This window comes from Variovorax sp. J22P240 (assembly GCF_030316855.1).
In the GTDB taxonomy this organism is placed as follows: Bacteria; Pseudomonadota; Gammaproteobacteria; order Burkholderiales; family Burkholderiaceae_C; genus Variovorax.
The window spans coordinates 341409-356021 of the sequence record NZ_JASZYR010000003.1 but is presented as its reverse complement, the minus strand read 5'-3'; the positions used below and the strand labels follow the sequence as shown (position 1 = coordinate 356021).

The following is a 14613-nucleotide window of genomic DNA, read 5'->3' as shown; positions in this document are numbered from 1 at the left end:
CCTCCTCCGGCCTACTGGCCGACGATGATCTGTGCGATCAGGCCCGTGGCGACCGCCGCCAGCACGAAGTCGCCGCCCACTCCGACCCACTGGTAGCCGCGCGGCGGCTGGTAGAGGCGGTGCTGGCCGCGCCAATCGTTGACGACGTAGCCGCGACCGCGGTATTCGCTGGGCACGCGCCCGCCCCTGCGCCATTCGACGTGCGGGTTGGGGTAGGCCGGGCGGCTGTACTGCGGCCCGGGACGGAAATCCTGGTGGCGCTGCTGGTAGTGGCCGTTGTTCGGACCACCCTGGCGGGGATACTGCTGTTCGTGGCGGTCATGGCGGTCGTTGTTGCGATCGGGTCCGCGATCGAAACGCGAGTCTTGCGCGAAGGCACTTCCCGCCATGCACATCGCGAGCGCCGCGGCGGCAACTGCCATGCTCTTTGACTTGTTCATTCTGGAACTCCTTCTGCATTGATGAGGAGTCCAGTGTGGAAGGCGCATGTATCGCGCTCACCCGGTGCATGTACGCGCGAGGTGAAGCAAGGTAAAGCCGGGGCGAGGCGCCCGGCCTGTGTCACGTCAAGGAGCGTTGCCTTGCGGGCCGACGGCTGGCGCAGACGGCCTGGCGCCCGCATGAGGCGAGAGCTTGCGGCCCAGCGATTCACCCCAGCGCCGGACGGGGGCGCTCGCGCGCTCGGCCGTCGTATCCACCCCCCGTCTCGTCGCACTGCCGGCGCGTTCGATGCCGCGGCCGGTGGCATCCGCGCCTCGCTCGATGCCGCCCAGCACCTTGCTGTCGTGCGTGTTGTGGGTGGCTGCGTGGGCGGGAAGCGCCAGTGCGCCCAGCATGATCCATGCGGCTGCGGGGGCCAGGAAGGCGCGGGTTCTTTCAGTTCGGGTCATCTGCCGGATTCTCCTTTGTCTCAGGTTTCGGAAGCCTGCTCGTCCGCAGCGGCTCGCGCCATGCGTTCGCTCTTCCAGTAGACGTCATCGCCGCCGTCGACGCGGTTGAGCACGCGCGCCAGCACGAAGAGCAGATCGCTCAGGCGATTGAGGTAGCGACGCGGCGTGTCGTTGATTTTTGTGTCGGCACCCAGCGCCACGACGGCGCGCTCCGCCCGCCGGGCCACGGTGCGGCATACGTGCGCGAGCGACGCCGCGCGCGTGCCCGCGGGAAGAATGAACTCGGCCAGCCGCGGCAATGCCGCGTTGTGTTCGGCGAGCGCATTGTCAAGTTGCAGCAGCGCGTCGGGCTTGAGCAGGGTGAAGCCAGGCATCGACAGCTCACCGCCCAGGTTGAACAGCTGGTGCTGCACATCGACCAGCAGTTCGCGCAGCCTGTCCGGCATCGGCTCGCACAGCAGGACGCCGATGTTCGAGTTGAGTTCGTCGACGTCGCCCATCGCGTGCACGCGCAGGTGGTCCTTGGGCACGCGCGTGCTGTCGCCGAGGCCGGTGGTGCCGTCGTCGCCGGTGCGCGTCGCGATCTGTGTGAGTCGGTTGCCCATGTGTGGCTTTTGAGAGTGCGGTTCGTAGAATGTTAGACCCTTCAGGAGATCGCCTCGATGAACGCCCCCACCGCCCTTTCCCATCTCACGCCCGAGATCGCGCTGCGCGAGGTGCCCGACGCCCTGATCGACGCCCTGAAGGCCCGCTTCGGCGATCGCTGTTCGACCGCACTGGCAGTGCGCACGCAGCACGGCCGCGACGAATCGTCCTTCGACGCACCACCACCTTCCGCCGTGGTCTTCGCCGAGAGCACGCAGGAGGTCGCCGATGCGGTCAAGCTGGCGAGCGACTACAGCGTGCCGGTCATCCCCTTCGGCGTCGGCTCGTCGCTCGAAGGTCACCTGCTCGCCGTGCAAGGCGGCATCAGCATCGACGTGAGCCGCATGAACCGCGTGCTGTCCGTCAATGCCGACGACCTCACGGTGACCGTGCAGCCCGGCGTCACGCGCAAGCAGCTCAATGACGAGATCAAGAGCACCGGCCTCTTCTTCCCGATCGACCCCGGTGCCGACGCCTCGATCGGCGGCATGGCGGCCACGCGCGCGAGCGGCACGAACGCCGTGCGCTACGGCACGATGCGCGAGAACGTGTTGGCCCTCGAAGTGGTCACCGCCAGCGGCGAAGTGATCCGCACCGGCACGCGCGCCAAGAAGTCATCGGCGGGCTACGACCTCACACGGCTGCTGGTCGGCAGCGAAGGCACGCTGGGCGTGATCACCGAAGTCACCCTGCGCATCTACCCGCTGCCCGAGGCCGTCTCGGCAGCGATCTGCTCCTTCCCGAGCATCGAGGCCGCCGTGCGCACAACCATCGAGGTCATCCAGCTCGGCGTGCCGATCGCGCGCGTGGAACTGATCGACGTGAACACCGTGCGCATGGTCAATGCCTATTCCAAGCTCGGCCTTCGCGAAGAGCCGATGCTGCTGATGGAATTCCACGGCTCGCCGGCCGGCGTGAAGGAACAGGCCGAGACGGTGCAGGAACTGGCAAGCGGCCATGGTGGCAAGGCCTTCGAATGGGCCAGCACGCCGGAGGAACGCACCCGCCTCTGGACCGCACGGCACAACAGCTACTTCGCGGCCGTGCAATCGCGCCCCGGTTGCCGTGTGATTTCCACCGACACCTGCGTGCCGATCTCGCGCCTGGCAGACTGCCTGCTCGAATCCGTGGCCGAAGCCGACGCCAGCGGCATCCCCTACTTCCTGGTCGGCCACGTGGGCGACGGCAATTTCCACTTCGGCTATCTACTCGACCCCAACGCACCCGAAGAGCGCGTAACAGCCGAGAAACTCAATCACGCCCTGGTGTCGCGTGCACTGGCCCTGGAAGGCACCTGCACCGGCGAGCACGGCGTCGGGCTGCACAAGATGGGCTTCCTGGTAAACGAGGCCGGCACGGGTGCGGTCGACATGATGCGGACGATCAAGCGCGCGCTCGATCCGAAGAACATCATGAATCCCGGAAAGATCTTCAGTCTCTGAGTTCCCGGCTACAGCCATGAAAAAGCCCGGGGCTCGAAGAGCCGCCGGGCTTTTGCACCCTGAGCGCTGCCTTATTTTTTCGTGCGATTCGTCGCCGGCGCCGAAGTTTGCGAGGGGGCCGCCCCGCCGTCGACGCCCAGGCGGCCGCCGCCGCCGAGACCCTGGCCCTGTACTGTCTGCGCCTTGTAGTTGCGCAGCGAGACGACCATCTGGTTGAACGCGTCCATGAAGGCGGCGCTGATGACCTTGCCTTGCGCCGTGTTGGTGTAGCCGCCGAGCCCCGCAGCAGCGCTGCCGCCGAACACCGAGCCGAAGGCGCCGAAATCGGTCTTGGCGGCGCTGCCTTCCGAGGCGGAGACCTGGACACCCGAGCGGTTGTCGACCAGCGTGAGCATCGCGCTGGCCTCCTTGGTTTGCATGCTGCCGCCGACGGCCGAAAGCACGCCGCTGTATCGGCCGCCGACCAGTCCGCCGAGCGCACCGCCCACCCCGCCGGCGTTTTGGTTGCTGAAGACGATTTCCGGCGACAGCGCGTAGTCGGAGGCAACCATCTGGCCGGCGCCGAAGTTGCTGCCCTGACGCATCTCTCCGGACTGCATGAGCTGGCGTTCGCGGGACATGGCATTCATGCCGGCGGCGCTGCGCTCGACCACCACGAAGCAGTTCGATTGCTGCACCAGCAGGCGCAGGAGGTTGGCCGTCGGCGGCAGCTTGTATTCGTTGCGGATGATCGTGTACCAGCCCGCCGACTGGTTCTCCACCAGCGACACCGTGCCGAGCGGCGATGCGCATTTCTCCAGCGCCGCGTTGGTGTTGGCCGACGCGCTGCCCGCCGCGCTCCCGGTCGCAACGGTCTTCGCGCTCTGGCTGCCCATCTGCATGTCAGTGGTTTCGCAACCGGTCAGACACAGCGCGCCCAAGGCAAGGGCCGCGAGCGGAAGTCTCGTGTTGTCCATGGCCGGATTCCTCTTAATACTTTCTGGTTAAAAACGAAACCAGAGAATAGGCCGAAGTAACCGGATGAATCAATCACCCGGACAGCCAGGAATCCGTTGCCGCCGAGCTATGCCGTTTGGCGGATGCGGTCGATCAGCCCGTTGAGGGCATCGAGCGATCCGAAGTGAATGGCCAACTCGCCGCTCTCCTCGATACGACCCCCGCGCTTGCTGCGCTTCTTGATGCGAACCTCGACCTCGGCCGCCAGAAGGTCGGCCAGTTCTTCCTCGACCCGAAGGAGGTCACGGGATTTCTCACCGGCGCTGCGGCGGGGTGAAGGCGTGAGGCTGAATTCGGCCGCCAGCTTCTTGACCAGCGCCTCCGCTTCCCGCACTGACATCTTCTTGGCGGCGATCTGGTTCGCGGCGGTGATCTGGGTGCCCTTGTCGAGCGACAGCAAGGCACGGGCGTGGCCCATGTCGATGTCGCCGGCCATGAGCATGGCCTGCGCCGGCTCAGCCAGATTCAGCAACCGCAGCAGGTTGCTCGCAGCACTGCGGGAGCGGCCCACGGCCTGAGCCGCCAATTCGTGAGTGAGCCCAAACTCTGCCACTAAACGCTGCAAGCCCTGGGCTTCTTCCAGCGGGTTGAGGTCTTCGCGCTGGATATTCTCGATCAGCGACATGGCCGCCGCGGCCTCGTTCGGCACGTCGCGCACCAGTACGGGCACGCTCTCGAGGCCCGCCAGGCTGGCGGCGCGGAAGCGGCGCTCACCCGCGATGATTTCGAACTCGACGTTCTTGGCGCGCGCCGTATCCGGGTCCAGGCGGCGGACCAGGATGGGCTGCATGATGCCCTGCGCCTTGATGCTCTCGGCCAGTTCGTACAGGGCGCCCTCGTCCATGCGAGTCCGGGGCTGGTAGACGCCGGGGACCATCTGGTCAAGGTTCAGGGTCGTCGGGTTGGGCGGTGCGACGTCATCGGCGGTCGCGGTGTCCGGCCCGTTGAAGGTGGGCCCGAGCAGGGCTTCGAGTCCGCGGCCGAGGCCCTTGGGTTTTTTGGTGGCCATGGAGATCAGTCTTCTTTCAGTAGGTCGTTCAGCAGCGCTCGGCCTTCGGGCCAATCGCCCAGGCCGGATTCGCTGTTGATGTGGCCGCGGGCGCCGGCGTCTCTATAGAGAGAGCCCCAGTCGCGCGCCATGTCCCGGGAGCGTGCTGCGTCGCAATAGGGGTCGTCATGGGCAGCGATCATCAAGGATGGAAACGGCAGCGGCTGGCGGACGATGGGCGCCCAGCCGGGGATCATCTGGCGGAGGTCGTCGCGCTCCACGTCGCCGGGCGCCACCAACAGTGCGGCGCGCACCTTGCCGGCATGGCGCGAGTGCGCTGCCCAGGCGGCAACGAGGATGCAGCCGAGGCTGTGCGCCACCAACGCAACCGGGCCCGGCGCCGCGATCACTTCTTCTTCGAGTCGGGCGGACCAGTCGCCGCGAAGCGGACGCATCCAGTCGTGCTGCTCGACGCGGTGGTCGCCGTAGATCGCCTCCCAGCGGCTTTGCCAATGGGCAGGGTCGCTGTTCTGCCAACCGGGCAGCAGCAGGATGTTCGTGACGGTCATCTTGGCGGAAGTGGGAGGGGATGCGGTCGATCCCGGCCTCAGGGGTTCTCGGGCACTTGGTCAGTCACCGTGGCCGGGTCCATCGGCACCGGTGCGACCGGTGCAACTGGCACCGGCGCCTCCGCCGCCAGCGCGCTCGCGGGAGGCATCTTCTCAACCAATTCCTGCGCGAAAGCCACGAAGGCCTGGCTGCCCTTGGCGGCCGGATCGAAGACCACGCCCGGAAGCCCGTAGCTCGGCGCCTCGGCCAGCCGCACATTACGAGGGATCACGGTATCGAAGACCTTGTCGCCGAAGTGCGCCTTCAGTTGCTCGCTGACCTGCTGCTGCAGCGTGATGCGCGGATCGAACATCACGCGCAGCAGGCCGATGATCTGCAGGTTCTTGTTGAGGTTGGCATGCACCTGCTTGATGGTGTTGACCAAGTCGGTCAACCCTTCCAGCGCGAAGTACTCGCATTGCATCGGCACGATCACGCCGTGCGCGGCGCACAGCCCGTTCAGCGTGAGCAGGCTCAGGCTCGGCGGGCAGTCGATCAGAATGAAGTCGTACTCGGCACCGACGGCGGCCAGCGCCGTCCGCAAGCGTTTCTCCCGCCGGTCGAGGGCGACCATTTCGACCTCGGCGCCGGCCAGCTCGCGATTGGCACCCAGCACGTCGTAGCCGCACTTTTCGGAAGCCACCCGCGTTTCGGCCACGGAGGCCGATTCGAGGAGCACGTCATACACGGTCGTTTCGAGCTGGCGCTTGTCTATGCCCGAACCCATGGTGGCATTGCCCTGCGGATCGAGGTCAATCATCAGCACTCGCTGTCCCACCTTGGCCAGTCCAGCCGCGAGATTGACGGTCGTCGTGGTCTTGCCGACGCCGCCCTTCTGGTTCGCAATGCAGAAGATCTTTGCCATGGGTCAGGCGCCTTGCCGGTGGACAAACAGCGGAATACGGGCTTGGAGAGCTGTCATGCTTACCTGGAGATCGCCAGCCTGACGCCGAAGGCGATCAGGAAAACACCGGCCAGCTTGTTGAGAACGCCCGCGATGCGGGGGTTGGCGCGCATGCGTTCGGCCAGAAAATGCGTCAGCAGTGTCGCGGTCAAGCCGTACAGAAAGGTCAGAACGGCAATCGTCAAGGCCATGAAAGCGAAGGTCGTGAGGCCTTGGTGGCGGGCCGGATCGACGAACAGCGGGAAAAAGGCCATATAGAAAACGATGGCCTTCGGGTTCAGCACCGTAATCGCCACGGCCTGACGGAAATACTGCCCGGCGTGGATATTGAGGATCGGCGCAGCGCCCGGCTTGGCGCGCAGCATCTTGAAACCGAGCCACGCCAGATAGGCGGCACCGAGCCACTGCACGGCGCTGAATGCGGCCGGGTAGGCGGTCAACAGCGTGGCGACGCCGGCCACGGCGGCCCACATCAACACCTGGTCGCCGGCAATCACTCCGATGGTGGCGGCCAGTCCGCCGCGGATGCCACCCTTGCTGGTGGAAGTGATGAGGGCCAGATTGCCCGGTCCGGGAATCGCGAGAAAAAGGACGATGGCCGCGACGAACGCGCCGTAATCAGCGATGCCGAACATGAAAATTGCCTCAGATGGGAAGCGTCGAGTCTAAGCGAGGTCGACGCGGCGGACGCGGCTCAGGCGGTGGGTTTTCGCATCCAGACGATGCAACGCTCGGCATCGAGGCCTGGAACCGACAGTTGTTCCACGTGAAACACTGCCGCTTGGGCTGGAAGCTGGGCGATTTCGTCGTCGGGCGCCCTACCCTTCATCGCAAGCCAGATGCCGCCGGACGCTAGCAGGTGGGCCGAGCCGGTGATGAAATCCGGCAACGATGCGAAAGCGCGGGAGCTGATGACGTCATAGCTGCCGGTCAAGGATTCGACCCGGGCATGCAAGCCGCGGAGATTGCGGAGGCCCAGTTCAGATGCGACCTGCTGGACGAACGCCGTCTTCTTGGCCACAGCATCCAGGCACGTGACGTCGATGTCGTCACGAAGGATCGCGATAACAACGCCCGGCAACCCGGCGCCTGCCCCGACGTCCAGCAGCTTGGCTTCCGTCGATCGTTCACGCTGAAGTGGCTTGATGACCGAAAGGCTGTCGAGCAAATGGTGGGTCAACACGGCCGCCGGGTCTCGCAACGCGGTCAGGTTGTAGACCTTGTTCCATTTCAATATGAGCGCGCCGTAGGCCAGGAGCCGTTCGCCCTGCCGATCCGTCAATTCGATGCCGAGTTGTTGTGCGCCATCGCGCAGCAGTTGTTCCTGGCTCATTCGGCGGCTTGGGGCTCGACCGCCGCGTCTTGAACGAAAGCACGATGACCGCCCTTGCGCAGGTGGATCATCAACAGCGAGATCGCGGCCGGCGTGACGCCCGAAATCCGTGAGGCAATGCCCAGCGTTTCCGGACGGTGCTTGGTCAGCTTTTGCCGAACCTCGAAGCTCAGTGCCTTGACCTGACCGTAGTCAAGGTCGGCCGGCAACTGGAGATTCTCGAAATGCGCCGCCCTCTCGACCTCGTCGTGCTGGCGGTTGATGTAGCCGGAATACTTGGCTGCAATCTCGATCTGCTCGATCTCCATTTCGCTCAGGGGTTCGCCCGAACTGTATTTGCCGCTATCCAATGACATCAGCGATTCGTAGCTCACGTTGGGCCGACGCAGCAAATCGCCCAGGTTGTATTCGTGGTCGATCGCCTTGCCTAGGACCCGCTCCGACTCGGCGGCCGGTAAATTCCGCGGGTTGACCCAGATCGACGCCAGGCGCTGTGTTTCACGTGAAACAGCATCGCGCTTCCGCGAGAAGGCGTCCCAACGAGCATCATCCACCAGTCCCAGCTTACGGCCGGCTTCGGTCAGGCGCATGTCCGCGTTGTCCTCGCGCAATTGCAGGCGGAACTCGGCCCGACTGGTGAACATGCGGTAGGGCTCGGTCACGCCCTTGGTGATCAGGTCGTCGACCAGAACACCCAAATAGGCTTCGTCGCGCCGGGGCAGCCAGGCGGCCTCTCCCCTGCACTGCAGCGCAGCGTTGATCCCTGCAAAGAGCCCTTGGGCGGCTGCTTCCTCATAGCCCGTCGTGCCGTTGATCTGCCCAGCGAAGAACAAGCCCTGGATGGCGCGCGTCTCGAAATTGCTCTTCAGTTCACGAGGATCGAAGTAGTCGTACTCGATCGCGTAACCCGGACGCAGGATGTGCGCGTTCTCCAAGCCGACCATCGAACGCACCAACTGGTACTGAATGTCGAAAGGCAGGCTGGTTGAGATGCCGTTCGGGTAGTACTCGTTGGTGGTCAGCCCTTCGGGCTCCAGGAAGATCTGATGGCTTTCCTTGTCGGCAAAGCGATTGATCTTGTCTTCCACGCTCGGGCAGTAGCGCGGCCCAATCCCGTCGATCTTGCCGGTGAACATGGGGCTGCGGTCGAAGCCCGAGCGGATGATCTCGTGCGTGCGTGCGTTGGTGTTGGTGATCCAGCAGGGCATCTGCTGCGGATGCATGTCCGCATGGCCCATGTAGCTGAACACGGGCATCGGTCCGGCACCGCCCGGCATGCCGTCGCCAGGCTGTTCGACGCATTTGGAGAAGTCGATGGTCCGACCGTCGAGGCGCGGCGGCGTTCCGGTCTTCAGCCGTCCTTGCGGCAGCTTCAACTCCTTCAGCCGCGCCGAGAGGCTGACCGCCGGCGGATCGCCCGCGCGCCCCGCCTGGTAGTTGTCGAGGCCGACGTGGATGCGACCGTCCAGGAAAGTCCCGGCCGTCAGCACCACCGCGCGCGCGCGGAATGCAATGCCGACTTGCGTGACGGCGCCGACCACCTTGTCGCCCTCGATCATCAGATCGTCCACGGCTTGCTGGAACAAGGACAGGTTCGGCTGGTTCTCCAGCCGCCGGCGGATCGCCGCCTTGTAGAGCACACGGTCGGCTTGCGCACGCGTCGCACGCACGGCGGGCCCCTTGCTCGAATTGAGGATGCGGAACTGAATGCCGCCCTCATCCGTCGCAATGGCCATCGCGCCACCCAGCGCGTCGACCTCTTTCACCAGATGCCCCTTGCCAATGCCACCGATCGACGGGTTGCAACTCATCTGCCCCAGGGTTTCGATGTTGTGGGTGAGCAGCAAGGTGCGAGCGCCCATTCGCGCGGAGGCCAGCGCGGCTTCGGTGCCGGCATGACCGCCGCCGACGACGATCACATCGAATTCTTCGGGGTACAGCATGGGAGTGGGCGCACTGTCGCGTGCGCTGCGGAAAGGGGCGCCAATTTTAATCGCCGCAGCGGCTTCGTGCGACTTCTGGGGACATGCGGCCCGGGCGCGTGGGGCGTCTTGAGTCAGGCATCCCACTTGGATTTGTTGCTATCAATTTGATAGCATTTTCTCCTCTCCGCGTTAGCGTGAGACGCGCGACGCATGAAACCGCCACAGTTCAGAGCGAGGAAACGGCTTTGCCGGTCCGCAGGTAAACGGCAGGCGGTGAGCGGCCACAACGAAGTGGGCAAGCCTGGGGCGTGCCGGCTATTCCGCGACGGCCACGACATGGGCCGAGGCTTGCCCTTTGTCCGCCGCGTCGTGTGGCAACACGGGCACTGGCTTTTCGATGCCGACGAGCAGGCCGCTCGGCTCGGGCTCGGCCGACGGCGCCACGCCTTCATCCTGCAGCTCGCGCACCGTCAAGGTCTTCCCCGTCATGCTGACCGTGCCGAAGATCGTGCAGAACGCTACGTCCTTGGCATCCCGGCCCGTGCCCACGCGAACGAGCCGGTCGACGGGCGCCATGCGCGTCGCGTCGAACAAGACCCACTGCCCGCCGAGCCAGGCCTCGAACACCGCATGGAAATCCTGCGGCGGCTCGTCGAACCAGACATAGCCCACCACCAGCCGCGCCGGGATGTTCAGCGCGCGACAGAAGGTGATGCCCAGGTGTGCGAAATCGCGGCACACCCCGGCGCGTTCGACGAACACCTCGCTTGCCGTCGTGGTCGAGACACTGCTTCCAGGTTCGTACGTGATGCTCTCGTGAATCCAGTCGACGATGGCCTGCACGCGCCCGATGCCGGGCGGCAGATCGCCAAACAACTGCTGCGCGCAGCGCGACATCAGATCCGACTCGCAATAGCGTGTCGGCATCATGTAGTGAAGGATCTCGTTGGGCACCTCGTTCACCGGCACCTCTTGCAGATCGGTCGGCACCTCGACGTGCGAACGCTGCACGCTGGCTCGGTAACGGATCTTCAGCGGCCCCGGCTGCGCGTCGAAGCGGACGAAGCGATTGCCGCTGCTCTCGTCGCAAAAGGCCTGCATCTCCACGGCCGGTTCGATCACCAGGTTCTCGCTGATCAGCGCCTGGGCACCGCTGCGCGCCGCCTCGATGTTGAGCAGCAGGTGCGAAGGCGCGGCTACCTCGTATTCGAGCACCGCTTCGACGTGTGAGAAGTGCATCAGCCTCCTGCGCCTGCGGCACAGCCTTCTAGTTAATAAGGGTTGAGCGCGTCAGGACTGCACGCCGAGCTGCCGGCCCGGCGAACCGCCCATGCGATCGCGCCGCGCGGGCAGTTGCCATTGAGATTGCGTCACGTGGAGCACGCGCATTACACGATGCGCAGGGCTCTGGAGCAAAACGACCAGGGGCCGCACGCGCGGCCACCGCATCGGGGACAGTTCCATCATCGGTCCAGCGCTTTCTTCGCCGCACCGACGCCCAGCGCAGCCAGCACGAGAAACACGACGGCAAGGATCAAGAACAGACCGAACAGCACCTTGGCAATGCCGGCCGCGCCCGCGGCAACGCCGCCAAAGCCAAGGGCGCCGGCAATCAATGAGATCACCGCAAAAACAATGGCGTACTTCAACATAAAAACTCCTGGCAATGGCCTATCCACCGCAGCGCCGCTAGCTTAGAAAGTCGCTGCGCCGCCGCTCATAGTCGCGGTGCGCGAGCCGCCGTAGGACAAACGCGATGGCATCGAACCCGCTAGCATCGACCTCCCCTTGCAAAATCGCTTTCCGCCATTTCATTGGAGTTTTTTCGCATGAAGCTGTACTACTCGCCGGGCGCCTGCTCGCTGTCCCCTCACATCGCAATGCGTGAAGCCGGCCTCGCCTTCGAACCAGTGCTGGCCAGCACCAAGAGCCACAAGCTCCAGGATGGCACCGACTACTACGGCATCAACCCGCTCGGCTATGTGCCCCTGCTCGAACTCGACGACGGAACCCGACTGCGCGAGGGCCCCGCGATCGTCCAGTACATCGCCGACCTGGCCCCTACCAAGAATCTCGCGCCGGCCAACGGCACGATGTCGCGCTACCGCCTGCAGGAGTGGCTGACCTTCATCGGCACCGAGATCCACAAGAGCTACTCGCCGCTGTTCAACCCGAACATGCCGGAAGAAGCCAAGACCGCCTTCAAGACCAAGCTCAAGTCCCGCTACGAATGGCTCGACGGCCAGCTCGAAGGCAAGGACTACCTGATGGGCGAGCACTTCACGGTCGCTGACGGCTACCTGTTCACCGTCACCAACTGGGCGAAGCCGACGGGGGTCGACATCGCGTCTTTCGCCAACCTGAATGCCTGGCATGCCCGCGTTGCGGCACGCCCCGCGGTGCAGGAGGCCATGAAGGCAGAGGGACTGCTCAAGTAAGCAGCGCCCGCTGGCGCGATGCCAGCAGCGCACCGGCCCACAGCGTGATCGCGGAGGCGACCAGGCCACGGGCCAGACCGCCTTCTCCGTCGGAGATCCAGCCGGTCACCGTGGGCCCGACGATCTGCCCCAGCGCGAAGGCAATCGTGAAAGCGCTGATGCCGGTCGCCCATTGCGCGGCCGGCAGGTTGTGGCGCACGAGTGCGGTGGTCGACGCCACCACCGACAGGAACACCGCGCCGAACAGCAAGCCCGAAGCCATCGCCACGGGCCACGCCGAGCTCAGCACCGGCAGCATCGTCGCCACGCCCAGCAAGGCGTTGAGCAAGGCCTGCGGCCCGCCGCCGCGAAACCTGTCGAGAAGACCCGCCCACAGTCGCGACGAGGCCACGCACGCCACGCCCAGCAAGGCATAGAAGGCCGTGATGTCGCCAGACTTCGCCCCTTGCTCGCGCAACAGCGCGATCACGAAAGTCATGTAGCCGATGTAGCCGGCACCGAAGAGCGTGTAGCCGGCCAGCGCCCAACCGAAGCGACGCACGGGCGTCGATCGCGGCGATGCGTCGGACGAAGAGGCGGGCACATGCGCGCGCGCCTCCATCGGCAAGGCCCGCATCGCCAAGGCCAACACCGCCGTCGCGGTGAAGCTGGCCAGCGCCAGCGCCCACCACGCCCAGGCCCAGCCATGCGGCTCGCCCGACGCGGCCTGCAGCACCGCCGGCACCAACAGCGCCGACAGCGTGATGCCCAGGCCCGTGCCGCCGTAGTAGAGACCGAGCAGAAAGCCCGAGCGCGACGGCTGCAAGGCGCCCAGCCGCGCAGCCAGCAAGCCACCCGCGACGAACACCCAGGCACTTGCCATGCCGGCGAGAAGCCGCTGCAGCAGCAGCGCCGGCGCCGAGGTGAAGAACCCGCTCGCCACCATGAAGAGGCTGGCCCACACCGCGCCACCGATCAGCAACGGAACGGGACCGAAGCGCCGCATCAGGGCCGGCGTCATCAGTGCGCCGAGCAGGTAGCCGGCCGCATTCGCAGTGTTCATGCCGCCTGCGAGCGTGTAGCTCCAGCCGAGGTCCGCGCGCATCGGCGGCAACAGCAGGCCGTAGGAAAAGCGCGTGATGCCCAGCGACACCGCGGCCCCCAGGGACAGAGCGAACGCAAGGCGCAATGCTTGCGCAGGCGTGAGGGTGGCGGCAGTCGTGGTGGTCATGCGTTGCGCGGCCATTCTGCGGCAACGCCTACCAGCAAACCGACAACCTCGCGACAGCGCGGTTGAAGGACGGGGATTACCCTCGACTTCATTCTCCACAACAGCAATTCGAACAATGTCCTCTCTCTTTGAGCCCGTCCAGGCCGGCGACCTGAAGCTGAGCAACCGTATCGTCATGGCGCCCCTCACGCGCAACCGCTCGCCCAACGCGGTGCCGCGCGACATCACGGCCACCTACTACGCGCAGCGCGCCACCGCGGGCCTGCTCATCACCGAAGCCACGGCCATCAGCCATCAGGGCCAGGGCTATGCGGACGTGCCGGGTCTCTATGGTTCGCAGCAGCTCGACGCGTGGAAGCGCGTCACCGACGCCGTGCACGCCGAGGGCGGCAAGATCGTCGTGCAGCTCTGGCACGTGGGCCGCGTCTCGCACACCGAACTGCAACCCGAAGGCGGCAAGCCCGTCGCACCCTCCGCCATCACGGCGAAGACCAAGACGGTGCTGATCAAGAACGGCGTTCCCACCTTCACGGAAACCTCCGAGCCCCGCGCGCTCGATGCGAGCGAACTGCCCGGCATCGTGCACGCCTATGCCGTGGCCGCGCGCAACGCGGTCGAGACCTCGGGCTTCGACGGCGTCGAGATCCACGGTGCCAACGGCTACCTGCTCGACCAGTTCCTCAAGACCGGCAGCAACAAGCGCACCGACGACTACGGCGGCGGCATCGAGAACCGCGCCCGCCTGCTGCTCGAAGTGACGCGCGCCGTGGTCGATGCGGTCGGCGGCGGCAAGGTCGGCATCCGCCTCTCGCCGGTGACGCCCGCCAACGACGCACACGACGACAACCCGCAGCCGCTGTTCGACTACGTGGTCAAGCAGCTCGCACCGCTCGGCCTCGCCTATATCCACATCATCGAAGGCGCCACCGGCGGCCCCCGCGAGATCGACGATCGCCCCTTCGATTACGAAGCCCTCAAGGCCGCCTACCGCCAGGCGGGGGGCAAGGCCGCGTGGATGGTGAACAACGGCTACGACAAGCCGCTGGCCGAAGAGGCGCTGAAGGAAGGCGATGACCTCGTTGCCTTCGGCAAGCCCTTCATCTCCAACCCGGACCTGGTGCGTCGTCTGCGCGAAGGTGCGCCGCTGAACCAATGGGACAAGAACACGTTCTATGGCGGCGGCGAAGCCGGCTACATCGACTACCCGGCACTGGCCTGAAAGCCGCGGGCTGC

At 65.6% G+C, this 14613-nt stretch carries 17 protein-coding genes; 3 read left to right on the top strand and 14 right to left on the bottom strand.

Features of this window, described 5'->3' with window-relative positions; genetic code table 11:
- Positions 1–11 precede the first annotated feature (11 nt).
- From QTI24_RS11615 to QTI24_RS11605, 3 genes are all read right to left on the bottom strand, one after another.
- Positions 12–440 (bottom strand): RcnB family protein, encoded by a 429-nt coding sequence (locus tag QTI24_RS11615; protein WP_286600524.1) that lies wholly within the window; start codon positions 438–440, stop codon positions 12–14.
- Between the two features lie 126 nt (positions 441–566).
- On the bottom strand, positions 567–890 hold the full coding sequence (locus QTI24_RS11610; protein WP_286600523.1) for a hypothetical protein: 324 nt from the start codon (positions 888–890) through the stop codon (positions 567–569).
- A gap of 20 nt (positions 891–910) precedes the next feature.
- Positions 911–1495, bottom strand: a complete 585-nt coding sequence (locus QTI24_RS11605; protein WP_286600522.1) for a cob(I)yrinic acid a,c-diamide adenosyltransferase — start codon at positions 1493–1495, stop codon at positions 911–913.
- A 57-nt stretch (positions 1496–1552) separates the two neighbouring features.
- Between QTI24_RS11605 and QTI24_RS11600 the strand changes: the two genes are divergently transcribed.
- Positions 1553–2977 (top strand): FAD-binding oxidoreductase, encoded by a 1425-nt coding sequence (locus QTI24_RS11600; protein ID WP_286600521.1) that lies wholly within the window; start codon positions 1553–1555, stop codon positions 2975–2977.
- A gap of 71 nt (positions 2978–3048) precedes the next feature.
- Here the strand turns inward: QTI24_RS11600 and QTI24_RS11595 are convergent, their stop codons facing one another.
- The 10 genes from QTI24_RS11595 to QTI24_RS11550 form a co-directional block, all read right to left on the bottom strand.
- Positions 3049–3933, bottom strand: a complete 885-nt coding sequence (locus tag QTI24_RS11595; RefSeq protein WP_286600519.1) for a CsgG/HfaB family protein — start codon at positions 3931–3933, stop codon at positions 3049–3051.
- 107 nt (positions 3934–4040) lie between these two features.
- On the bottom strand, positions 4041–4982 hold the full coding sequence (locus QTI24_RS11590; RefSeq protein ID WP_286600518.1) for a ParB/RepB/Spo0J family partition protein: 942 nt from the start codon (positions 4980–4982) through the stop codon (positions 4041–4043).
- A gap of 5 nt (positions 4983–4987) precedes the next feature.
- Positions 4988–5530, bottom strand: coding sequence for an RBBP9/YdeN family alpha/beta hydrolase (locus QTI24_RS11585; protein ID WP_286600517.1), 543 nt, complete (start codon positions 5528–5530; stop codon positions 4988–4990).
- A 38-nt stretch (positions 5531–5568) separates the two neighbouring features.
- Positions 5569–6435 (bottom strand): ParA family protein, encoded by an 867-nt coding sequence (locus tag QTI24_RS11580; RefSeq protein ID WP_286600516.1) that lies wholly within the window; start codon positions 6433–6435, stop codon positions 5569–5571.
- Positions 6436–6494: 59 nt separating this feature from the next.
- On the bottom strand, positions 6495–7109 hold the full coding sequence (locus QTI24_RS11575) for a LysE family transporter (protein WP_286600515.1): 615 nt from the start codon (positions 7107–7109) through the stop codon (positions 6495–6497).
- A 59-nt stretch (positions 7110–7168) separates the two neighbouring features.
- The gene (rsmG, locus tag QTI24_RS11570) at positions 7169–7807 is read right to left on the bottom strand and encodes a 16S rRNA (guanine(527)-N(7))-methyltransferase RsmG (RefSeq protein ID WP_286600514.1); all 639 of its coding nucleotides are present in this window, start codon (positions 7805–7807) and stop codon (positions 7169–7171) included.
- On the bottom strand, positions 7804–9750 hold the full coding sequence (gene mnmG / locus QTI24_RS11565) for a tRNA uridine-5-carboxymethylaminomethyl(34) synthesis enzyme MnmG (RefSeq protein WP_286600513.1): 1947 nt from the start codon (positions 9748–9750) through the stop codon (positions 7804–7806). Before mnmG ends, rsmG begins: the two co-directional genes overlap by 4 nt.
- A 297-nt stretch (positions 9751–10047) precedes the next feature.
- Positions 10048–10971, bottom strand: a complete 924-nt coding sequence (locus QTI24_RS11560; RefSeq protein WP_286600512.1) for a transglutaminase-like domain-containing protein — start codon at positions 10969–10971, stop codon at positions 10048–10050.
- Between the two features lie 51 nt (positions 10972–11022).
- Positions 11023–11199 carry a hypothetical protein gene (locus tag QTI24_RS11555; RefSeq protein WP_286600510.1) on the bottom strand — a complete coding sequence of 59 codons (177 nt, stop codon included), beginning with the start codon at positions 11197–11199 and terminating at the stop codon, positions 11023–11025.
- A complete protein-coding gene (locus tag QTI24_RS11550) occupies positions 11196–11384 on the bottom strand; it encodes a DUF1328 family protein (protein WP_286600508.1) in 189 nt (62 codons plus the stop codon). The genes QTI24_RS11555 and QTI24_RS11550 overlap by 4 nt, the downstream gene beginning before the upstream one ends.
- 177 nt (positions 11385–11561) lie before the next feature.
- Between QTI24_RS11550 and gstA the strand changes: the two genes are divergently transcribed.
- Positions 11562–12170, top strand: coding sequence for a glutathione transferase GstA (gstA, locus tag QTI24_RS11545; RefSeq protein ID WP_286600506.1), 609 nt, complete (start codon positions 11562–11564; stop codon positions 12168–12170).
- On the opposite strand, the gene QTI24_RS11540 is transcribed toward gstA, so the two are convergent.
- Positions 12163–13380, bottom strand: coding sequence for a YbfB/YjiJ family MFS transporter (locus tag QTI24_RS11540; protein WP_286600504.1), 1218 nt, complete (start codon positions 13378–13380; stop codon positions 12163–12165). The genes gstA and QTI24_RS11540 overlap by 8 nt on opposite strands.
- 115 nt (positions 13381–13495) lie before the next feature.
- Here QTI24_RS11540 and QTI24_RS11535 point away from each other — a divergent pair, with 115 nt between their 5' ends.
- Positions 13496–14599 (top strand): alkene reductase, encoded by a 1104-nt coding sequence (locus QTI24_RS11535; protein ID WP_286600502.1) that lies wholly within the window; start codon positions 13496–13498, stop codon positions 14597–14599.
- Positions 14600–14613 lie beyond the last annotated feature (14 nt).